Origin of the sequence: Nonomuraea aurantiaca (genome assembly GCF_020215705.1) — a bacterium.
Lineage (GTDB): Bacteria > Actinomycetota > Actinomycetes > Streptosporangiales > Streptosporangiaceae > Nonomuraea > Nonomuraea aurantiaca.
The window spans coordinates 68,121-89,600 of record NZ_JAIWNB010000035.1 but is presented as its reverse complement, the minus strand read 5'-3'; the positions used below and the strand labels follow the sequence as shown (position 1 = coordinate 89,600).

The following is a 21,480-nucleotide window of genomic DNA, read 5'->3' as shown; positions in this document are numbered from 1 at the left end:
CCTGATGTGCGAACGCCGGGTCGCCGGGCAGTCTTGAGACATGAGCGAATACAACGTCAAGCAGCTTCGTCGGACCAACAACGGCCGCGTCATCGCGGGTGTCTGCTCGGGCATCGGGGAGTATCTCGGCATCGACGCCAACCTGATCAGGATCGGCCTGGCGGTCGTCACGCTGTTCGGTGGGCTCGGAGTAGGCGTGTACGCGATCGGCTGGCTGCTGATGCCGGACGAGGACCGCAACACCTCGATCGCCCAGGACCTCCTCAACAAGCAGCAGGCCAAGTCCACCTGGCAGGACGGCACCGACTACTACCGCGGCGAGCAGAAGCCGCAGCAGTGATCAGGCGGGGGCTGGGGTCTCGACCCGGGACTCGGACCAGAGTATGGCGAGCACGGCCGCGACCGTCACACCCGTGACGCCGGCCAGCGCGACCACCGGCTCCGGTCCGAGTTTCTCGGCGGCGAACCCGCCGATCAGGATCCCGATCCCCTGTACGGCCAGCAGTCCCGACTGCACCAGGCCGAACGCCTGGCCGCGTTGGTCGGCCGGCACGCACTGGACGAAGGCGGCATTGGCCGCCAGTTGGTACGCCCCACCCACCCCCGACAGGAACCACGCCCCCAGCACCACGGCCAACGGTGGCTGCATCGCGGTCACGACCAGCGGCAGACAGCTCAAGATGGCCAGCCACCCCATCATGCGCAAGCGCCGCGGCGGCGTGACGAACCTACTGAAGAAGAACGCCCCCACCGCGGTCCCCATCGGCATCGCCGCCATCAACAGCCCGGTGACCACCGGGACCGACAGGGTGCCGGTGCTGAGCTTCGCCGCGTAGGGGACGGCCAGGCCTTCCGGCAGGATGTAGAAGCCGCAGAGCCAGGCGAAGAGCACAAGAGTGCGGAGTTTCCGGTCGCCGAAGACGAGTCGGGATCCCGCCCTGACCATGGCCCACATCGACGACCTGCCGCTGTGATGGGCGGGCGCGGGGCGCCGATGGACGCGCGCGACCAGGATCAGCGCGGAGCCCAGGAACGTGGCCGCGTCGACCGCGAGCGCGCGATACGGACCTATGGCGGCGATCATCGCGCCGCCGGCCGCGAAGCCCAGCATTTGAATGCCCTGGTTCGTCATGTTCTGCAAGGCAGAGCCGACGATGTACCGGTCATCTTCGAGCACCTCCGGCAGCAGCGCCGCGCGCGCGGCCGAGAAGGGCGCGCTGAGCAGCACCACGACGAACACCAGCCCGCACAGCAAGGGGAACGGGACCCCCGGCAGCGCCATCACGCCCACCAGCGCCGCGCGGAGCAGGTCGCATGTGATCATGACGCCCCTGCGCGCGAACCGGTCGGCCAGGCTGGCCAGCAGCGGGCCGCCGAGGATCGTCGGCAGGTAGGTCAGCGCGTAGACGGCCGCGGTCGCGAGCGGCGATCGCGTGCGGTCGTAGACGAGCACGGCCAGCGCCACCTGGGCGAGCTGGTCACCGAGCAGGGACAGGCTCTGGCCGTACCAGAGCGCGCGGAATTCCCTGATGGCGATGACCTCGCCGTATGTGACTTGGCGTGGGAGGGCACGGCGATGCCGTCCCAGCAGCCGTCGCGTCCGCATGGCCCCCATTGGACTCCGCTGTGCCTGACTCAGAGTGTTCGCTATGTCACCTAAGGTGCCCGATCATTTGACAGGCCGCAACCCAAAGCAGCCAACCCATTGCGAACGGTTACCAGCCTAGTTCATGGAGCCGGGCGTCATCGATGCCGAAGTGGTGCCCGACCTCGTGGACGACCGTTATGCGCACTTCGTCGATCACGTCGGCCTCGGTATCGCAAATCTGACATATCGGATTGCGGTAGATCTCAATGCGGTCGGGCAAGACTGCGGAGTACCAGTCGCCGCGCTCTGTGAGGGGGATCCCCGTGTACAGGCCCAGGAGGTTGGGTTCAGGCGCGTCGTCGACGACCGTGACGACGACATTGCTCATCACCCGCGTCAGACCTGGGGGAATCACATCCAACGCCTCGGCTACGAGCTCCTCGAACCTCTCCCGCGAAACCTCGATCACCCTTGCCATTCTGCCTCGCAGGTTGGGTAAGCAAGAAACTGTATGAAGTTCGCTGACAGATTGAAGACCGTCCTCCAGTCGCGGGTGTCCAGGGTCGTGGCCGTCCTCATCGTGGCCGCGGTGGGCGCCTGGCTCGGCATCTTCCTCAGCGGCACCGTCAAGGCTCAGGTCGGTCCGGTAGAGACGGGTATGTCGCTCCGGCCCGCCTGGAACGGCGAGACGATCGTGGACGCCAGCCCGCTGGGCACGCTCACGTTCCGCACCCATGACGCGCCGCTCAGGCTCCGCATCTCCCTCGAGAACATCGACCAGGAACGCGCCAAGGCGATCATCGAGGACCCACGGCTGGCGGACCGGCTGCCGGAGATCATCGAGCGCGACCTGCTCGACGGTGTCCGCGCGCTGCTGATCCGCTCGCTGCTGTGCGCGGGGGCGGGGGCGCTGATCGCGACCCTGCTGGTGTTCAGGCGCCCCCGCGTGGCCTTGCTGGGCCTGCTGGTCACCTCGGTGGCGCTCGCCGGCACCAGCGCGCTCGCGGCGCTCACGTTCCGCCCCAATTCGCTCGTCGAGCCCAGATACTCGGGGCTGATCGCCGCCGCGCCGTCGCTGGTGGGCAGCGCGGAGTCGATCGTGACGAAGTTCGAGTCGTACCGGTCGCAACTCACCAAGCTGGTCACGAACGTCTCCAAGCTGTACGACACGGTGTCGACGCTGCCGTTGTACGACGCGGACCCCAGATCCATCCGGGTCCTCCACATCTCGGACATCCACATCAACCCGATCGCCTGGAACGTCATCCGCTCCCTGAAGGACCAGTTCAAGGTCGACATGATCATCGACACCGGCGATATCTCCGACCATGGCACGAAGACCGAGAACAAGTTCGTCGACGAGATCGGCACCCTCGGCGTCCCGTACGTCTACGTTCGCGGCAACCACGACTCGATGATCACTCAGAAAGCGGTCGCCAAGCAGAAGAACGCCATCGTCCTGGACGACAAGACCCAGAAGGTGGCAGGCCTGAACATCTACGGCCTCGGCGACCCCCGCTTCACCCCCGACAAGACCGTCGCCGTGGACTCGAACCCGGCCGTGCTGGCCCAGTTCGGCCGCTCGCGTGTGCCGCGGATGGGGAAGCCGGACGTGGTCGCCGTCCACGACCCAGAGGTCGGTCGCGGCTTCTCCGGCGCCACACCGATCATCCTCGCAGGTCACACCCACGAACGATCGACGACCGTGCTGCCCTCGGGCACCCGCCTCCTGGTCCAGGGCTCCACGGGCGGCGCCGGCCTGCGCGCCCTCGAACACCCCCAGCCGACCCCCATACAGGCCTCGGTCATGTACTTCGACAAGGAGACCAGACGCCTGCAGGCCTGGGACGACATCACGCTCGGCGGCCTCGGCGAGCAGTCGGTGTACATCCAGCGTCACGTGGAGCGTGACCCGGGACGTATGATTTCTCCAGAGCCAACGAACGCCCCGTCGCCAACGGGATCGATCACTGGCACGACGTCGCCGGCCGCCGGTCCGCCACTTTGGCATCAAGGGCAATCGTCCCCTATGCTTCAGAGGTCTCCGACGGAAGACGACAGGGAAAGTTCCTGAGCCCCCATCGTCTAGCGGCCTAGGACACCGCCCTTTCAAGGCGGCGGCACGGGTTCGAATCCCGTTGGGGGCACGGCGAAGCGCCTAGCGCACCGCAAAACGGTTGGTCGAAAGCCAACCGGGAGCTGGTAAGCTAAGCGAGTCGCAAAGTAAGGCGCAAGGTCCTGTAGAGCAGTTTGGAGTGCTCGCCACCCTGTCAAGGTGGAGGTCGCGGGTTCAAGTCCCGTCAGGACCGCTCGGGTCAGGTAGCTCAGTTGGTACGAGCGTCCGCCTGAAAAGCGGAAGGTCGGCAGTTCGACCCTGCCCCTGACCACCAGCCTTGAACGGCCGAGATGCCCCGAAGCGAAGCTCGCTCCGGGGCGTTTTCGTGTCTGTGACAGCAACGCTGACAGCAACGTCGCGCATCAATCCAGTGGATCATGTGGGCGTTTCCGTCCTACCGTGAGTCGTGGACTTTCACCCGGGCAGCCTTTTTGGTCCCGTCCCCGAGCGACTCGGGCGACTGGTCTTCCTCAACGGGACTCCCAGCTCAGGGAAGACAACTGTGGCGAAGGCACTGCAAGAGGAGTTGGCTGAGCCGTTCTTTCACCATTCGTTGGACGAGTTGCGCGGTGGTTACCAGGGTCGATACTGGCGGCAGGACTACGGAGGCGTGCTCTTCCGTAGAGTGCTCGATGGCTACCTGCACATGCTGCGCAGTCTCACACTGCTTGGTCATGACGTGATCTCGGAGGCGGTGATCACACCGCAGATGTTGGATCACTACCTCGCCCTGTTCGAGGGGATTCCGGTGCTGTTCGTCGGAATTCGATGTCCTCTAGAGGAGGTGGAACGGCGTGAGAGAGGGCGAACCGACAGGATGACGTCGGCGCCGCAACTCGATGAGCCGGTCCATGCGCATGGCTGCTATGACCTGGAGGTGGACACCTTCGTCCAGAAACCTGCGGATGTCGCCAAGCTGATCATTGCCGCTCTGATGGAACCGCCGGTGGTCGGAGCGCTCAGCAAGATCACCGGCACGGGATAGCACGGGATCATCTGCTGGATGAGAACTTTCTCTACGGTTTTAAAGGCGGCCCGCTCCGCGGCCCGCCGGGCGGCCGCGTGCCCGGCTGCGGCTCTTCGGCCGGTCCGGGCACGCACCGCCCCGCGCGCCCGAAAGGTCAGCAGAAGTCCACTGAACGCCGTGACGATCGCCCACTTCGCTTCTCGCCATAGGTGGCCAGGGCGATCGGCTGCCGCGGCCCTCCTGCGTCGGGCTTTGCCATCGGGCAACGTGGGCAAGGTCCTGCTAATCTTCCGGATCTGATGCCGCACCAGGTGGCATGAGACGGTTTGCTTCCTGATGAGCTTGTGAAGCCTCAGCTGCGCGGCCCAGCTCCGAGAAGGTGGTGCCGAGGTTGGACAGCGAGCGGGTGAGGTGGAGGCGGTAGCGCTCGGCCAGCTGCCGGTAGAGGATGACGGCCTGTTCGGCCGGGGGCAGGGCGTCGGTCGGGCGGCCCAGTGCCGAAAGATGCAGGCCAACACCTGACAACCACCGTGCCCGCTCCCTGCTTCGTCGGCACCGACAAGATCATCATTCATCGGATCTATTACGACCAGTTGGAGCTGTACAGCCAGCTTGGTGGCGAACTCGTCCTCGGCGGTCCCTCACCGGCATAGCCCGGCTTGCGGTCGCACTCCGCATGCCGTAGGCGGGAGCCCTGCCTGGCAGGCGAGCAGGAGAACTGGTCGCCGACGTGTTGTGGACGCAATGGTCGCCCGAGTTCGGCGGTGAAGACGCAACCGCTGTTGTAGCGGTGCAGTAAGTCTCCGAGAGCATCGGTCCGTTCGTCATTGCTGGCGTAGGGCCGTAGGTGGGCCCCTTCCTCTACCAAGCGCCCGACGGCATCGAATCGATCCGTTTAACTGTGAAAGTTCGACACAGGTCTGGATGGTCCTGAGCATGCCGATTCTCGATCTTGGACCCGTGTTCGAGGCGTCCAACGCAGCCTGAAACTTACATGACGTCTAGGACCGCGTGATCTCATCGGGCGTGATGGGAGCCAGACGGCCGAAGTGATCCGATCTCTGTGGAACCCTGAGCATTGACGGGTGGGAGCCTGGGCCTTATGTGTGATGTCCGGCCATGCCGTCGAACCGATACGACGCTCCCATTACGAGGAGACAGGATGCCCCCCTCAAGCCGTCGGCTTTTGCCGACGAACGGCGACGGCCTGAACGGCCGGGCGGTGGCGCCCGCGGAGGGGCGGCCGGACCCGGGAAGTGCCTCACAAACGGGATTCACCCGAAAGGATTACCGATGAAGCGGAGCGACCCCTCCTCCCGTCCTCGACGTACGGCGAGCAGGTGGCCGGCTGTGGTAGCGGCCCTGCTGGTCGCGACGATCGGAGCTCAGCCGGCTGTCGCGGCACAGCGGTCCGCGCCGTCGGAGTCCACCGCGACGGTTGCCGCCGCCGCTGGGGACATCGATGGATTCACCGCGGGCAATGCCGCGGTCGCCTCGGTCGATCTGGCCGGGACGTGGAGCTTCACTCCGGCGGGCCGGTCGACGACGTCGATCAAGGTGCCCGGAGGTGGCTGGTACAAGCAGGGCTTCACCGATGTGTCCCAGGCGGTGTACTCGCGTACGGTGACGGTGCCGGACTCGGGGCAGCCGCAGTCGGCGTGGATCGAGTTCGGCGCCGTGAACCACCAGGCAACGTTGTCGGTGGATGGCCGGGTGGTCGCGACGCAGACCACGGCCTTTACTCCGTCGAAGTTCGACATCAGCGCCTACGCCGCCCCGGGCACCACTCATACGATCAGCGTCGATGTGAAGGGCCGCGGCGCGTTGAAGGCATCCAACGGCCGGTACCTGGTGCCCGACGCCGCCGAGTGGTCCGAGGCGGTCCCCCAGGGGATCTACCGTTCGGCGTTCCTGCGGGTGTACCCGGCGGTGTACGTCAGCGACACATTCGTGCGTACGTCGGTGGCGAACAAGACGTTGAGCTACGACGTGTCGGTGCGTAACACGTCGGGCAGTTCCCGGTCGGTGACGTTGACCGGGTCGCTGTCGTCCGACAACGGAACGGCTTTCAGCTACCCGGAACTGCCCAGCCGTACGGTCACCGTGGCGGCGCGCTCGACCGCGACCGTGACCGTCGGGTCGGTCGCGTGGAACCTCGACAGCACCTCGTACTGGTGGCCCAACGTGCCGTACCGGTCGGGGTACCGGGCGCAGCTGCACCGGCTTACGGTGCATGCCGACACCGATGACGGGCACACCGGCGACGCCACGTACCGGTTCGGGTTCCGGGAGGCCACCCAGAACGGTGAGTACTACTACCTCAACGGCGTGCGCGTGAACTTCCGCGGCGACAACCTCCAGGGTGCCGACTACGACCGGATCAACAACGGCGGCAAGGGCGACGCCTTCGACACGCTGCCCGGATTCCTTCCGCCTTCGTCGGGCAACGGCGGCTGGCCGCAGGCCGTGGACAACTACCAGCGGCTCAACTACAACGTGGTGCGCATCCACCAGGAGCCGGCCAGCCCGTACATGTTGGATGTCGCCGACGAGATGGGCCTGATGATCATCGACGAGGTCGCGATCCGCGGCTCCCAGTCCGGGCAGGATTGGATCTCCGGGCACGACAACATGGTCAACCACGCCCGTGCGCTGGTCCTGCGCGACCGCAACCACCCCGCGGTCATCCGCTGGAGTCAGAACAACGAGCCGAACCAGAGCGGCCAGGATTCCGAACAGTTCGAGAAGGACCTGTATGCGGCGATGAACGGCGCCGACGGCACCCGGCCGGTCATTGTCGAGCTGGGCGTCGGCGCGAATCTCAACATGTATCCCGGGATGACGTACGCCAACTTCGCGGTGATCTCGCACTACGTCGACGGCTTCGGCAGGTACGGGGAGGGCCTGATCACCGTGAATGGGCGGCCCGACGGCGAGGGCGAGTACATCTGGCCGGCATGCAACACCAAGCAGGGCTTCGAGTGGTTCGCCACGGCAACCCTGGCCAAGCGCGGCAAGAACGCCACCGACCTGCGTCCGTACACGCTGCTGTCCGCCTGGGCCAGCGTCGTGCCCGGAGTGCGGAGCACCGACTTCACCCCGGAGGAGGGCGGTCACCCTATCTACGGCGCGGACAACCTCCCGGACCCCTGGAGCAACCAGCAGATCCAGCGCGTGCAGGCGGCGTTCAACCCGGTGGCCGCGGTCGACCTCCCGTACTGGTCCGCCTCCGGCGCCTCGGACTCCAACGGCACCTTCCCTCTGCCGCAGGCCGTGCCCACCTACGCCCGGAACGCCACGGTCACCCGCAACATCACCGTCTTCAACGACGACTTCGCCGACACGTCGGTGGGCTTCACCTGGACGGCGCGGCTCGACGCGCCGGACGGCGCGGTCGTCGCGTCCGGAAGCACGACCCTGACCGTCCCGCTCGGCTCGCGGGTCACCCAGCCGGTGTCCTTCACCACCCCGGCCACCGGCAACCGCGTGTACCTGCAGCTGTCGACCACGAAGTCCGGTAGCCCCGTCTTCACCGACGCGGTGGAGTACTTCAACCTTGGCGGAAGCAGCGGAAGCGGACCCGCACCGGGCACCTACCGCATCGTCAACCGCAACAGCGGCAAGCCGCTCGCTGTCGCGGGCAACTCCACCGCCGACGGTGCCAAGGTGGTCCAGCAGAGCGGCACCGCCACCTGGACCATCGCCACGGCCTCCGACGGCTCCTACACCCTCCAGTACGTCCCGAGTGGAAAGGTGCTCGACGTCAACGGCGGCAGCAGCACGGCCGGGCTGCAACTGCAGCAGTGGACGGCCAACGGCGGCACCAACCAGAGGTGGTATCTGCGATCCACCGGCAACGGCTACTACACCATCGTCAGCCACGGCAGCGGACTGGTGGCGGACGTCTCCGGTGGGGCGACGAGCGACGGGGCACAGGTCGTGCAGTGGGCCGCCAACGGCGGGGCCAACCAGCAATGGCAATTTAACCAGACCTGACCGGACGACCCGGTTCTCGCCTGCTGCCGCGGCGTCGACCGCTACCCCTGGCCGCTCGGCCCTGCGGCCAGGGGTAGCGGCGAGATGTCAACTCCGAACGTCGGCAAGCGACCACCACCGAGTACCTTGTCTCCGCTCCCATCGGTACGGGCCGGCAGACCACCCCGGTGAACGCATCGAACCGCCTCGCTCGCGAGCGGTAGGCGCTCGTCATTGATCGAACCCCACGCTGATGGAGGTTCCGCAACCGTCGGCCGCGACCACCTGGGCGACCGGTAAGTCCGGCAGCGCTCTGTCATTCACCTCGAATTCCAGCGTGGCTCAGGTGCCCCACTCCGATTCCCTGGTGATGGACGACGCTTTGACGGTGGAGGCGTGGGCCTGCCCGACCCAGATCACCTGGTCGCATCCCATCCTGGAGAAGGGCGCGACCGGAACCGACGAATACGGGCTCTTCGCGGCGATGAGCAACACGGGATCGCCGCCCTCAGGCCCGGCGGCGCGGGTCGATCCGTATTATCCAGGGGTCAGCAGCACCGGCAGTTCGGCCGTCCTCCCGACGAACACCTGGACCCACGTCGCCTGCACCTTCGGCGGCGGCAGCCTCAAGGTCTACGTCGATGGCGTCCAGGTCGCGGAGACAACGGGCATCAATTCCATCGTGCCGAGCACGAACCCGCTGCGCTTCGGCCAGAACACCTACTTCGGGATGTACTACAAGGGCCTCATTGATGAGGTCCGAATCTACTCCACCACACTGACGGCCGCGCAGATTCAGGCAGATATGAATATCCCCGCTCTGACGATTCACTCTGTTGGGCGCCGCGACCACGGCGAGAACCGTCGTCACGATGGACTCATCGGCCGCTTTCGATGATCTTCCCGGCGTGCGGGCTCAAGTCGTTCCCCGCTGAACCAGCGGGACGGTGGTCGCACCTGAAAGCGCCGGTTCGACTGGGATGTCGCCCGCAGTGAGGGTGATTCGCGGTCCGGCGCACCCCTCGGCAGCGCGCCCATCGCTTGCCCGGGGAGAGAGATCGGACTTGATCCACATGGTATCAATGGACGATTCTTACGCTAGGGATCTCTCCTAGGTGTCGCTAGGGATTGGGCACTTCATGGTGTACCACCAACGGGTGAGTTTCGCCGTCCTGGGCTCCGTTCAGGTCTTCCTGGAAGGGACTCAGCAGACCCCGATCCATCTCCGCGGAAAGCCTCGGGCCGTACTGGCCACGCTTCTCCTCAACGCCAACGCGGTGATCTCCCGGGACAGCCTGGTGGCCGCCCTGTGGGACGAGCCGCCGGCCACGGCGGTGGCCAACATCCAGACCCACGTATGGCAGCTAAGACGGGCGATCCCCGGTGGGGACCAGATCGTCAGGACCGAAGGGGCCGGCTACCTGCTGTGCGTCGAACGCGATCAGCTCGACACGCTGATCTTCAGTGACGCGGCGCGCGAAGGGCGGCTGGCCGTACAGCGGGGTGAACTGGCCGTCGCCGAGAGGGCCTTCGGGCGGGCGGTGGCGCTCTGGCGGGGCCGGCCCGCCGAGGACCTCGTGCTCGGTGACATGGTGACGCCCCGGATCGCCGAGCTGGAAGAGGAGCTGTACCAGGCGCGTTCCGACTGGATCGACGTCCGGCTCGCCCTCGGGCAGCATGACGAGCTGATCGGTGAGCTGCGGAAGATCGCGGACGCGCAGCCGCTGCGCGAGCGGCTCTGGGGTCAGCTCATGCTCGCCCTGCACCGGGCCGGGCGGCGGGGTGAGGCGTTGGACGCCTACCGTCGCGTACGGACGGTCCTGGTGGAAGAGCTGGGCGTCGAGCCGGGCGCCGATTTACGCCGGCTCCACGCGAGCCTCTTGGAGGATCATGAGGCACCGGCTTCGCCGGTTTCGGTGACAAAAGCGGTGCCGGACTCCACGACGTGGCACCACATCTGCCAGCTCCCCGCGGACCTCGCGGATTTCGTGGGCCGGAGCGCTGAGCTGAAAACGATTACCCAGATTCTGCGCGGCAGGGACCCCGCGGCCTCCGCACCCATGATCGTGACTCTGTCGGGCGCCCCTGGACTCGGCAAGAGCACCCTCGCGATCCACCTCGCGCATCTGCTCCGGCCCGCCTTCCCCGACGGTCAGCTCTACGTACGCCTCGGCGCGGCCTCGCCCGCCCCGCGCGATCCCTTGCGCATTCTCGGGGAGTTGCTGAGAGCACTCGGCGTGGACGGGAGCGCGCTCCCCGACACCCTCGAAGAGCGCGCCAACCTGTACAGGTCCCGCCTCGCGGACCGCGAGATCCTCATCATCCTCGACGACGCGGCAGATGAGGCGCAGGTGTCGCCGCTGCTGCCGGGCACGGCGCGGGGCGCGGTCCTGGTGACCTCACGCGCGCAGCTCGCCCTTCCCGGCGCTCAGGCGATCTCGCTGGACGTACCCGGCGAGGACGACGCGGTGGAGATGCTCGAACGTACGGCCGGACAGGCCCGCGTGCGCGCGGAGCCGCAGGCGGCGGCGTCGATTCTGAGAGCCTGCGGCCGCCTGCCGCTGGCGATCCGCATCGCGGGGGCGAGACTGTCCGCCCGGCCCGCCTGGCCGCTGTCCGACTTCGCGGCCCGCCTGAAGGACACTCGCCGACGCCTGGACGAGCTGGCTCTGGGCCAGCAGACCGTTCGCGCCAACTTCGCCGTGAGCTACGACGCCCTCACCGCCGTGGCGCGGCGGACGTTCCGGCTGCTCGGACTGTGCGGCCTGGAAAGCGTGCCCGAGTGGGCGGCGGCGGCGCTGCTCGGGGAGTCCCGGGACGTGGCGGATCGCGCGCTGGAAGCCCTGGTGGTCGCCGGTCTGGTGAACGGGCCCGAACCCTGCGCCGCGGGAGGTCTGCGATATCGGCTGCACGATCTGTTACGAGCGTTCGCGCGGGAACAGGCCGAGGCGGAGGACAGCGAGACGCAGCGGCGCGCGGCCCTGCTCCGGCTCGTCCGCGAGAGCCTCGACCGGGTGACGGCGGCCGTCGGCGACCTCCCCCTGCCCTGCGCTCCTACGCCGAGCGCTGGCGAGTCCCGCCCGGCGGCAGGGGAGTGCGACTCCGGGTGGCTGATGGAGGAGCGCGGGAACATGGTGGCGGTGGTCGAGCTCGCGGCCGCGCTGGACAGACCCGCCCTCGCGTGCGAGCTGGCCTACCATCTGACGGCCTATCTACGCATCCACGGCTTCTTCGACCAGGCCACCCGGGTTCATGATGCCGTCATCGCCGCCGCGACCCGGCTGGAGCTCACCCCGGCGATATTGACCACCCGGCTGCTGCGGGCGGATCTCATGGTGGAGCGTGGGATGTTCGGCGAGGCGCTGCTGGAGTTCCAGTCCTTGCTCGAGCCGTTCGAGCGCATGGGCGACCGGCACTCCACCGCGTACGCGCTCAGCGGCCTCGGCATCTGCCGGCATGTGTTCGCGGACTTCGAGGAGGCTCTGGAGCGCACCACGCGCGCGGTCGATCTGTTCGAGGAGCTGGGCGATCACGGCGGGCTGCTCAGCGCGTTGATCCACCGGGCCTCGATTCACCTTGAGCTCGGCCATCACGACGAGGCCGCCGAGGTCTGCCGTCGGGGGCTGGAGCTGGCGAGCGGAGCCCGTACCGCGTACCCCCGGGCGATCCTGCTTCGGGCCCTGGGCATCACCCACTACAGCAAGGGCGAGGTGGCGGAGGCGATCCGGCGCTATGAGGAGAGTCTGGAGCTCAGCCGGCGGCATGGCTATCCGATCATCACCACCTTGACGGAGCGCCGGCTGGGGGAGGCACTGGGCGCGGTGGGCCGGTTCGACGACGCGGTGCGGACGCTCACGCACTGCGGGCGGAGCTTCGCGCGTTTCGGCGATACGTACGGTGAGACGCTCACGGCTTACGCGCTCGGTGAGGTCGCCTTCCGGCGTCGTCAACCACGAGAGGCGCTGCGGCACCTGACACACGCGCTTGACGTGCTGGGAGTCCGGGAGATGCCGCTCTGGCGGGCCCGAGTCCTGCGCGAGATCGGCCGGGTCCATGCCGATCTCGGTGACCCGGACGCCGCTGTGGCCGTCTGGAGCGAGGCGCTGACCATCTTCTACAGCGTCGACTCCGCGGAAGCGGCGGAGGTGAGCGCCTTCCTCGCCGCCGTGCGGAGGCCCCCTCGCCAGGTGTCCGCCGGGTGACTCAGCCGCCTGTTCCCCGTACGACCGGCACGGCTGTGACGCCTGCCTGCCGCGCCGCCCGCCGGGCCGTACCCGGCGCGCTCCCTGTCGCGACGACGGCCCCTTCGTGCAGCGCGACCCAGGAGCGTGCGTCAGCGGGGAGATCCTCCAGCGCCTGGGCGAGCTCGACCCGCTCCGGCCCGCCGCGCAGCGCGCGAGCCCGCTCGCGGCGCCGCCAGAACAGGTGCTGTCCCACGATCAGCGGCCCCAGCGGCAGGAGCAGCGGTACGAACTCCAGGTCGGTGAGCAGGACGGCGAGTGTCAGGCCCAGCAGCAACGTTCCCTCGACCACGGCGGCCCACCAGCCGGCGGCCCTGCCGTACGCCTTGGCCGCCACCAGCGGCCACACGGCCAGCATCAGGCAGTCGCCGAGACCGGCCAGGCTCGACACCGGCCCGTAGCCGGTGGCGAGTATCGGGGCGAACGGCAACCCTTCGACCCGGGACACGAAATCAGCCGTCAGAGAGCTCACCCCTGTGGCAAGGGCGTCATAGACGGTCAGGGCGGCGGCCAGCCCCGCCACGTGGGCGGCCCGCATCCCCGTCTGCGCCCACATGTTGGCGACCCCGACCGTGAGGAGGATCATCGTGAGGTCGTTGACGACGAGCACAGCCGCCGGCCATTGCGCGAAGTACGCGGCCACGTCCGCCGCGCACAGCAGGGCGGCCACCAGCGCGGCGTTCCGGCCGCCCAGCACCGGCGACAGGACGAGCTGCGACACGGTGAAGACGACCACACCGAAGATCGTGACGACGAGCCCGATCGGCATGTGCATATAGGCGAACGGCATGGCGACGAGCGCCACGACCATGATCCAGATGTCGGTCCAGACGAACCTGCCGACCGGCGGGCGTGGCATCGTCACCCTGGCGAAGTAGCTCGCCGCGACACCCATGGTCAGCAGGATGAGCAGGTAGAGGACCAGCCCGCGCAGGACCGCCTCGGTCATCAGGGCGCTCATCGGACTCCCATCTCGGCGACCGCCTCCGCGGCCGCCCGCAGGGCCGACTTGCCCGTCCGGGCGGACTCGGTGGCCGTGAAGTGCTCGAACGTGTGCTCCCGCAGGTCCGCGCGGACCCGGCAGAGGCCGGGAAGCGCGGCCGGATCATCGACGAGCTCAATGCCCTGCAGGGGCAGCTTCAGGTCGGCCGCGCGCTCCTCCAGCCGGGACACCAGCGCGCGGCTCACGTTGCCGGCCACGGCGTGCAACGCCGGTCCCGACCGGGTCTCCTCCAGCACGTATCGCGTCGGGAGCGGGATCTCGCGCTCCGCCTGGAGGAGGTCCAGCACGTCGCGCGTGGTGATGGACGAGGGTGACAGCCGGCCGAGGACCCGCGAGGTCGCCGGTACGGCGGCCAGTTCGCAGGCAGGCTGCTCGCTCTCGGGCAGCACTTTGACGATGTCGCCGGTGACATAGCGGAGCAGCAGGGTCGTGTCGCGGTACGTGGTGTACGGCGTCACCACCAGCACACCGTGCGCCCCTGGAGCCGCCGGCTGGAACGTCTCGGGGTCGAGGACCTCGACGTGCCCCTGGTCGGTGGGGAGATGCAGGTGTCCCTGCCCGCAGACCTGGCCGCCCACGGGGGCGATCTCCGTCATCGAGTAGCTGTCCAGGACGCGAGCCCCGAACATGGCCTCCGCCCGCTCCTTCAGCGCGTCGGTGAGGACCTCGCCACCGGAGTGGATCTCTTCGAGGCCGAAGTCCTTCGCGTCCCAGCCGCCCCGCTCGGCCTCCTGGACCAGTGCCGCGAGGTACGAGGCCGTCGTGTTGAGGTGGGTCATCTGTGGCCGCTTGCCCGGGACGTGCAGCGGGACCGCCAACCGGTCCAGCGTGGCGCGGGGGTCCACGAGACCTACGTGGACGAAGGCCGCCCCGGTCATGGTCGCCGCCCGCTCGATGAGGATCTGGGCGATGGACCGCGAGGTGATGCAATTGGCCCAGACATGCTCGGAGCGGAGTCCACCGGCGAGCATCAGCGCCAAGGCCGACATGCCCGACATCAGGTCGATCTCGTAGCGGGAGAACCAGACCATGGTCGGCACACCGGTCGTGCCCGTGGTCTGGGCGAGTACGGCCGGGCGGGCCCCGTCTGCGACGAACGCGGACGGCAGGTCACGCAGCGCGGCCTTCGTCGTCGGCTCGATCGAGGCCAGGGACTCCAGGGTGATGGATCCCGGGTCTATACCGTGCTGCTCGAACCACCGCCGGTAGTAGGGGGTGTCGCGCGCGGTCAACCGTACCGTCCGTCTGAGCCGGCGCGCGGCGAGGTCCCGCTGCATCTCGGGGTCGGGCGCGGTCAGCATCTCGCCCGCGCCTTCACCCGGGGATCCGAACTCCTCCAAGGTCGCGCGGAGGTCTTCGACCAGCGCGGTCACGTCCTTCACCCGGAACCGGCGGCCCGCCAGCATCGACCAGGCGTACCCCAACTGCCGGGCGGCTGTCCCGAACATCCTGTCCCATCCTTTGCGCGGTGGTCATGGAACACGACGGTTCCTGGGAGCCGGCACGAAGCCGCTCCCAGGAACCGTCACGTGGGACCGAGCCTCAGCCGTTGAGGCTGAACACGGCGGTGGAGAGGGCGCTGACGACGTAACGCGCGTAGAACCTGACCGTCTTGACCATGACTTCTCCCTTCGTTCCTGCCCCGATAAGGGCCAGGAACGACTGTCGTCGCGGGGGCTACACGATCGCTACACGGCCGCTATCAGCGCAGGTCAGCCATCAGTTGGGGACGGGATCACCGACATCGCGCGCTGGACCGCGTCGAAGAGGCCGGCGGCTCTCAGGTCCGGCACCCCTTCCTGAAGATGGTTCATGACGTAGCCGAACGCGAGCCCGGTCGCCGGGTCGGCGAAGCCGAGGGATCCGCCTCGGCCGGGAAACCCGAAGGCGGTCGGGCTGTACCAGAAGGCGTCGGGTGTCGGCAGGCCGAAACCGGTGCCGATCCGGACGGGTACCCGAAGGATGCGGTCGACACCACTGACCTGCTCCGCGGTCGCCGCCGCCAAGGTCTCGGGGGAGAGGATGCGCTGCCCGTCGACCTCGCCGATGAGCGCGGCGTAGAAGCGGGCCAGCGCGCGGGCCGTGCAGATGCCGTTGGTCGCGGGCATCTCGGCGGACTGCTCAGCGGGGTCGTTGTGGTCAAGCGGGGGCATGACGACGGCTATCGACCGCCTGGTCAACGACGTCGGATCGGCGAAGGCCGCCATCACCTCGCGCATGGGCTCGGGAAGGGCGTCCAGGTCGATGCGGGCAAACGCCTCGAAGTCCGGCGGGGCAGCGATGATCCGGCTGACCCGATGCCGCTCGGCTGCCGGCAGCCCGATCCACAGGTCCAGGTCGAGCGGTCCGGCGATCTCTTCGGCGAGGAACGTGCCGAGGCTGCGGCCGCTCACCCGGCGGACGACTTCGCCGACCAGCCAGCCGTAGGTGAGCCCGTGGTAGCCGTGGTCGGTGCCCGGCTCCCACGCCGGACGCTGGGCCGCCAGCGCGGTCACCATCGGGTCCCAGGCGATCGCCTCCGCCGGGGTGATCGGGTGCTCGATCGCGGGCAGTCCGGCCTGGTGGGTGAGCAGCCAGCGGACGGGGATGCGGTCTTTCCCGTTCGCCGCGAACTCCGGCCAGTAGTCGGCGACGGGGGCGTCGAGGTCCAGTTCGCCGCGCTGGGCCAGCAGGTGCGCGCAGGCGGCCGTGATGCCCTTGGTGGTGGAATAGACGACCTGAAGGGTGTCGTGCTCCCAGGGGCGGCCGGTCTCGGGATCGGCGATTCCGCCCCACAGGTCGACGACTTTCCGGCCGTGCAGGTAGACGGCTACCGCGGCGCCTACTTCCTGGCCGCCGGCCAGATTGGCGGCGAACGCCGTACGCACTTCTTCGAATCCTGGTGCGGTGCTGCCGCCGATCTCGGGCATGCGTCATCGCCTTCCGGTCTTGTGATGCCGCCAGGACGTGCTAGCCGCGCCACTTCTCGATGAGCCAGGCGCAGACTTCCGGCTCGGTCATCTCGGGGAACTCTTCGGTGAACGCGAGGAGGGCGCGCAGCGCCTCGCCCCGCTCCAGGCCGCGTGCCGCCGCGTGCCTGAGGTACTCCTGACGTGCGGCGGAAGGACGACCTCCGCCCGCGCCGCGGCCGGGCAGGCCGTCGCGCCACCGCACGATCTCGTCCAGTCGATCAGCCCGCCAGCCGGGAACCCCGTCGATCTCGACATCGGGCTCGGGAAACGGGTGGCTTGAAGTGCTCGGATAGCGGGAGCGCCATTTGTGCACCGCGTGCCGGCTGACCCCCAGCGCTTCGGCGATGCCGGTACCGCCGAGGTAGTGCTCGGTCATGATGCACCAACTTCTCTGTCCGGCCTCCTTCGTGGATCTCATGACTACCACACCCGAGGTGCTTAACCTTGTCTCTGTAAGAGACAACGATAGAATGGTACGGGAAACATCGTCAACAACGCTGCGGGGCCTGACCATGGCGACTCCGGGCATAGATGGGAAAACCTTACGAAAACCAGGAAGAGGCGAGCCGGGCGGGCTGACCGTGAATCACCGGCAGCCCTGATATTTTCGGCTTATATGGTGCCGAAGATCGCGGAAATCCGGGATGGAAGTCTTCGGCCGCATATGAGGCATGACATTTGCGAGTCAATGGAACCGCTGTCACTGCCGTCGCCGGAAAAATCACCCGTCAAGGAGGCTCGTCATGGACTGGCTGAAGACCGCACTCTCTATAGGTACGACCATCGGCAAGATCGCGGGAATGCTGCAGGGCGGCAATGGCACGCTCGTTCACCTCGGTCCTAAGGGTTCCGGGGTGAATCCCGAGATCGGCCAGGCCATCTTCTTCGTGGGTGAAGACGGAAAACTCTACGCGGCCAATCAAGGGGACGCCCCGATGGGAATCCACTTCCCGGCCGGCCGGGGCGAGCTGCCAAAGGCCAACACTTATATGATCCCGCAGCGCGGGAGATTCAACATAACAGAGGCGTTCAATGTGTACGCCCAGGCGGAACAGGACCAGCTCGTCATCACCCCTGTGGAGGTCGCGTCCTCCCCAGGCTCGCGTGCGAACACGCATTCCACCATCCAGGCGCAGGCGACCAACGTTCCCGCGGGTGTGACGGTCAAACTGGGTCCCTACATCGAAGTGACGGTGAACGCGTCGGACAGGACGATCCTGGTCACCATCCTCGGTGGTCTGGCCCTGGCGGGGATCGTCCTGCTCAACATCAACGGAGCCGGCGACACCTTCGCCAATCTGGCCAACCTCGGCCTCCCGGGCGAGCATGACGGGGAGACGAAGAGCATGACCGTCCCGATCCCGGCCGGCGTCGAGGTGAGCCGGGGTCTGGAGTCCATCGACATCACCGTGGCGATCGAGGACTTGGAGAAGGTCCTGGAGCGCTTCTCGCAGGAGCACGCCGGCATGATGGAGCCGCTGTCCGAGAGGGACCTCCAGAGGATCGCCGCCTACACGGGAGCGTGACGGCGCCATCGACGATGAATGTACGTGCCTGCGCCGGCCGCGCAGGCACGTACACGTGCATTCAGAAGCCGATCACGTTGCCGCCCAGCGATTTCCATTCGGGCGACCAGGATCCGTCCGCCTCCTGCCACTTGTGCCACAGGGCGTAGTCGCCGAGGTAGAAGGCCTCCAGACGGCCGTCGTAGGTGGCGGCCAGCATCGGGTTGCTGTCCAGCACGCCATCGAGGCTGCTCCACGGCCCCCAGCCGCCGGTGGCGGTCTGGCAGATCTGCCAGGCGGCGGAGTCGGTGCCCCGGGTGAGGACGACGAGGCGGCGGTGCATGTCCTGGAAGACCGCCGGGGTGCCGGTGGCGCTCCCGCCCTCGAGCCAGTGCCAATCACCCCAGTCGCCGTTGGCGGTGGTCTGTCCGATGTGCCACAGGGTGTCGTCGGAGCGGCGTACGAATACCTCCAGCCCCCCGTCGGCCCGCTGGAACACGGCCGGAGTGTCGGCCAGAGCGCCGCCGAGGTCTTTCCAGTCGCCCCAGGCGCCGTAGCGGTTGGCCTGACAGATGTACTGCAAGGTGTCGTCGCCGCCTTGTACGAACACGGCCAGCCGGCCGTCCGCGGTCTGGAACACCGCCGGGTCGCTGCGGAGTTCGCCGCCCAGGTCCTTCCACCCGCTCCATTCGCCGTACGGCATGGTCTGCCAGCAGTGTTGCAGGGTGCTGTCGGCTCCGCGCATGAACAGGGCCAGTCGCCCTTCGGCGTTCTGGAATACCGCGACCTCGCCGCCCAGAGCCTGGCCGCCGAGGTCGTTCCAACGGTCCTCCCAGTTGCCGTTGGGGGAGTCTTGCCGCTTGTTCAGCACACGGCCCTCGGTGTCCGGGGCGAACACCTCCAGGCATCCGTCGGCGTTGCGGAAGACGGTCGGAGGGGTGCCGAACGTGCCGCCGAGGCTGCGCCATTCGCCCCAGTCACCGTTGAGGCTGAGCTGCCATACGTGCGTCACCGTGCTGTCGGCGCCCCGGGCGAACGCCTCCAGGCGCCCATCGGCGTTACGCGCGACGCGGATGCTGGCGATGGTGAGATCCATGAGCAAGTGCTCCCTACACAGAGTGGTCGTTTGGTCGCAATAAGTCAACCACACCGTATTTCGCCAGCCTAAGACGGCACGATGGAGGCTTGGCGAAGCCTTGGGGACCTGGGTCACCGCGGTCGTCAGGCATGGATGGGGGACACCGCGCGTACGCTGGTAGGGAAGGTGAGGGACCGTGATGACCACACAACACCGGGACGCCGCGCTTTCCCCCTCAGAGCAGGCGGCCATCCGAAAGCTGCTCGACGCCGACCGTCAAAGGACCACAACCCGCATCGCCATGCTGGGCCATGATCGGGACGAGATCGCCCAGTCGTCGGCGCAGTCGGCCCCCGACGACGAGCACGACCCTGAGGGGACATCCACCGCCTTCGAGCGGGCCCACATCATGGCCCTGCTCGACCAAGCCCAGACACACCTCGTCGATCTGGACCTGGCCTTCGAGCGGCTGCACGACGGCACCTACGGGATCTGCGCGAAATGCGGGCAACGCATCGCCATCGAGCGCCTGATGATCCTCCCGGCCGCCAAGACCTGCGTCAGTTGCGCCGCCCACCGCCGCCGCTGACCAGCGCGGGCGGTGATCGCCTGGTGGCTCACGCCTTGCGTCTCCAGAGTCTGCCCGTCGCCAGGTCGAAGTAATAGACGCGTTCGCTGTAGCCGCCGCGGACCAGGAAGGGACCCTCTTTCGACCAGCCGAGGGCGACGTCAAGGAAGTCGTCGCCGGGGAACCTGAGAGCGACGCTTGCCGGTCTCTGGGGCGAAGGTGTCGACCCGCCTCTGGAAACCCGAGGAGGACCCCGTCCGGGCAAGCGCGGGGACCGCCGGCGTGGGGCGGCCCCCGGGCGCTGACTAGCGCGACAGGACCTCAGGCCGCCGCGCCTGTCTCCGGCCTGGCCTCGCGCACTCCGCGCAACGCGCCGGCCCAGGCGATCACCTGGTCGAGCATGCCGCGGACCGCGACGTCGAGACCTTCCCCGGGGACGAAAGCGCCGGTCGAGAATGTGGGGATCAGGGGGACGGCGGGCTGCGCGCGGACCGTGGCCACCTGGAGCTCGGCGAGTACGAGCCTGAGGGCCTCGGCGGCTCGGACCCCAGCGGCCCAACCGCCGTAGCTGACGATGCCGGCGGCCTTGTCGTTCCACTCCCGGTATACGTAGTCCAGCGCGTTCTTGAGTGCGCCGGGGAAGGAGTGGTTGTACTCCGGGACAAGGAACACGAAGCCATCGAAACCGTCGATCAGTGCGGACCATTCGCGGGTGTGCGCGTGCTCGTACTGCTGGAGGTTTGGATTGCCGCCCTCGTCGAGGTTGCCGAGGCGGTGGTGCGCGAGATCGATCAGCTCGTAGTCGGCGCCGGCGTGAGCGCGCGCCGTGTCGAGCACCCAGGAGGCGATCTGCTCGCCTCGGCGTCCGGGTCGTGTGCTGCCGAGGATGATGCCAATGCGGAGTGCCATGACGCCCTTTCGAGAGAGTTGACGCGTCAACTCTAGGGCTGCGAAGTTGACGCGTCAACTCGCCTGCCCGGTATGATTCCCGCCATGGCGGAGACTCGTACGCTGGAACCCGAGGAGTGGGAGCTCTGGCACACCTGGATGCTCGCGCAGCGTCTGCTCGCCCGGGAGTTCGAGCGTGGTCTGCAGCGCGACTGCGGCATCTCAAAGGCTGAGTTCAGCGTGCTGGTGACGCTGTGGAAGGCTCCCGGCCGCGAGATGCGCGTGGGCGAGCTCTCCGAGTCACTCGCCTGGGAGAAGAGCCGCGTCTCGCACCAGTTGACACGCATGGAGAACCGCGGCCTCGTGGAGCCGACCCAGAGCGGGGCCGGCGGTCGCCGCACCGGGATCGGGCTGACCGCCAAGGGCCGCGAGGTCGCACAGAGCGCCATCCTCGAGCATGCCGGCAACATCCGCCGTTACTTCCTCGACTCACTCACGCCCGAGCAGGCCGCGGTCATGCGGTCATGGAGCGAGCAGGTGGTCGACCGCATCGAGCCGCGCTCCGGCGAGGTCGCCAACGACCACGTCTTCTAGAGCAGG

18 protein-coding genes and 3 tRNA genes are annotated in these 21,480 nt (G+C 67.8%); 12 read left to right on the top strand and 9 right to left on the bottom strand.

Annotation, left to right across the window (positions count from 1 at the left end):
• Nucleotides 1–40: 40 nt before the first annotated feature.
• Nucleotides 41–340 (top strand): PspC domain-containing protein, encoded by a 300-nt coding sequence (locus tag LDL49_RS48305; protein WP_225301695.1) that lies wholly within the window; start codon nt 41–43, stop codon nt 338–340.
• Here the strand turns inward: LDL49_RS48305 and LDL49_RS48300 are convergent, their stop codons facing one another.
• Both LDL49_RS48300 and LDL49_RS48295 read right to left on the bottom strand, forming a co-directional pair.
• Nucleotides 341–1,606: an MFS transporter gene (locus tag LDL49_RS48300; protein WP_225301694.1), complete on the bottom strand. Its 1,266-nt coding sequence runs from the start codon at nt 1,604–1,606 to the stop codon at nt 341–343.
• A gap of 109 nt (nt 1,607–1,715) precedes the next feature.
• A complete protein-coding gene (locus LDL49_RS48295) occupies nt 1,716–2,066 on the bottom strand; it encodes a metallopeptidase family protein (RefSeq protein WP_263656466.1) in 351 nt (116 codons plus the stop codon).
• A 33-nt stretch (nt 2,067–2,099) separates the two neighbouring features.
• Between LDL49_RS48295 and LDL49_RS48290 the strand changes: the two genes are divergently transcribed.
• From LDL49_RS48290 to LDL49_RS48270, 5 genes are all read left to right on the top strand, one after another.
• Nucleotides 2,100–3,662, top strand: coding sequence for a metallophosphoesterase family protein (locus LDL49_RS48290; RefSeq protein WP_225301692.1), 1,563 nt, complete (start codon nt 2,100–2,102; stop codon nt 3,660–3,662).
• Nucleotides 3,663–3,735 (top strand) — tRNA-Glu (locus LDL49_RS48285). It abuts the gene before it with no gap.
• A gap of 87 nt (nt 3,736–3,822) precedes the next feature.
• A tRNA-Asp gene (locus LDL49_RS48280) sits at nt 3,823–3,897 on the top strand.
• A gap of 4 nt (nt 3,898–3,901) precedes the next feature.
• Nucleotides 3,902–3,978 (top strand) — tRNA-Phe (locus tag LDL49_RS48275).
• Between the two features lie 132 nt (nt 3,979–4,110).
• Nucleotides 4,111–4,689, top strand: coding sequence for a phosphotransferase-like protein (locus LDL49_RS48270; RefSeq protein ID WP_225301691.1), 579 nt, complete (start codon nt 4,111–4,113; stop codon nt 4,687–4,689).
• A gap of 264 nt (nt 4,690–4,953) precedes the next feature.
• Here LDL49_RS48270 and LDL49_RS48265 read toward each other — a convergent pair whose 3' ends face one another.
• A complete protein-coding gene (locus LDL49_RS48265) occupies nt 4,954–5,196 on the bottom strand; it encodes a tetratricopeptide repeat protein (protein WP_225301690.1) in 243 nt (80 codons plus the stop codon).
• An 825-nt stretch (nt 5,197–6,021) separates the two neighbouring features.
• Here LDL49_RS48265 and LDL49_RS48260 point away from each other — a divergent pair.
• The 3 genes from LDL49_RS48260 to LDL49_RS48250 all read left to right on the top strand — a co-directional run bounded on the left by LDL49_RS48260 (nt 6,022) and on the right by LDL49_RS48250 (nt 12,848).
• Nucleotides 6,022–8,667, top strand: coding sequence for an RICIN domain-containing protein (locus tag LDL49_RS48260; RefSeq protein WP_225301689.1), 2,646 nt, complete (start codon nt 6,022–6,024; stop codon nt 8,665–8,667).
• Nucleotides 8,668–8,899: 232 nt separating this feature from the next.
• Complete coding sequence (locus LDL49_RS48255) at nt 8,900–9,544, top strand: LamG domain-containing protein (protein WP_225301688.1); 645 nt, start codon at nt 8,900–8,902, stop codon at nt 9,542–9,544.
• A 259-nt stretch (nt 9,545–9,803) separates the two neighbouring features.
• Nucleotides 9,804–12,848 (top strand): AfsR/SARP family transcriptional regulator, encoded by a 3,045-nt coding sequence (locus LDL49_RS48250; protein ID WP_225301687.1) that lies wholly within the window; start codon nt 9,804–9,806, stop codon nt 12,846–12,848.
• A 1-nt stretch (nt 12,849) separates the two neighbouring features.
• Here the strand turns inward: LDL49_RS48250 and LDL49_RS48245 are convergent, their stop codons facing one another.
• The 4 genes from LDL49_RS48245 to LDL49_RS48230 form a co-directional block, all read right to left on the bottom strand.
• Nucleotides 12,850–13,848, bottom strand: a complete 999-nt coding sequence (locus LDL49_RS48245; protein WP_225301686.1) for a hypothetical protein — start codon at nt 13,846–13,848, stop codon at nt 12,850–12,852.
• Complete coding sequence (locus tag LDL49_RS48240; RefSeq protein ID WP_225301685.1) at nt 13,845–15,338, bottom strand: phenylacetate--CoA ligase family protein; 1,494 nt, start codon at nt 15,336–15,338, stop codon at nt 13,845–13,847. Before LDL49_RS48240 ends, LDL49_RS48245 begins: the two co-directional genes overlap by 4 nt.
• 264 nt (nt 15,339–15,602) lie before the next feature.
• Complete coding sequence (locus LDL49_RS48235) at nt 15,603–16,799, bottom strand: serine hydrolase domain-containing protein (protein ID WP_225301684.1); 1,197 nt, start codon at nt 16,797–16,799, stop codon at nt 15,603–15,605.
• A gap of 40 nt (nt 16,800–16,839) precedes the next feature.
• On the bottom strand, nt 16,840–17,217 hold the full coding sequence (locus LDL49_RS48230; RefSeq protein WP_225301683.1) for a hypothetical protein: 378 nt from the start codon (nt 17,215–17,217) through the stop codon (nt 16,840–16,842).
• A 367-nt stretch (nt 17,218–17,584) separates the two neighbouring features.
• Between LDL49_RS48230 and LDL49_RS48225 the strand changes: the two genes are divergently transcribed.
• Entirely contained in the window at nt 17,585–18,367 is a 783-nt protein-coding gene (locus LDL49_RS48225; RefSeq protein ID WP_225301682.1) for a hypothetical protein, read from the top strand.
• Between the two features lie 61 nt (nt 18,368–18,428).
• On the opposite strand, the gene LDL49_RS48220 is transcribed toward LDL49_RS48225, so the two are convergent.
• Nucleotides 18,429–19,442 (bottom strand): PLL family lectin, encoded by a 1,014-nt coding sequence (locus LDL49_RS48220; protein ID WP_225301681.1) that lies wholly within the window; start codon nt 19,440–19,442, stop codon nt 18,429–18,431.
• A 181-nt stretch (nt 19,443–19,623) separates the two neighbouring features.
• Between LDL49_RS48220 and LDL49_RS48215 the strand changes: the two genes are divergently transcribed.
• Nucleotides 19,624–20,013, top strand: a complete 390-nt coding sequence (locus LDL49_RS48215; protein ID WP_225301706.1) for a TraR/DksA family transcriptional regulator — start codon at nt 19,624–19,626, stop codon at nt 20,011–20,013.
• A gap of 300 nt (nt 20,014–20,313) precedes the next feature.
• Here LDL49_RS48215 and LDL49_RS48210 read toward each other — a convergent pair whose 3' ends face one another.
• A complete protein-coding gene (locus tag LDL49_RS48210; RefSeq protein WP_225301680.1) occupies nt 20,314–20,901 on the bottom strand; it encodes an NADPH-dependent FMN reductase in 588 nt (195 codons plus the stop codon).
• Between the two features lie 84 nt (nt 20,902–20,985).
• Between LDL49_RS48210 and LDL49_RS48205 the strand changes: the two genes are divergently transcribed.
• Complete coding sequence (locus tag LDL49_RS48205; protein ID WP_225301679.1) at nt 20,986–21,474, top strand: MarR family winged helix-turn-helix transcriptional regulator; 489 nt, start codon at nt 20,986–20,988, stop codon at nt 21,472–21,474.
• The last annotated feature ends 6 nt before the right edge of the window (nt 21,475–21,480 follow it).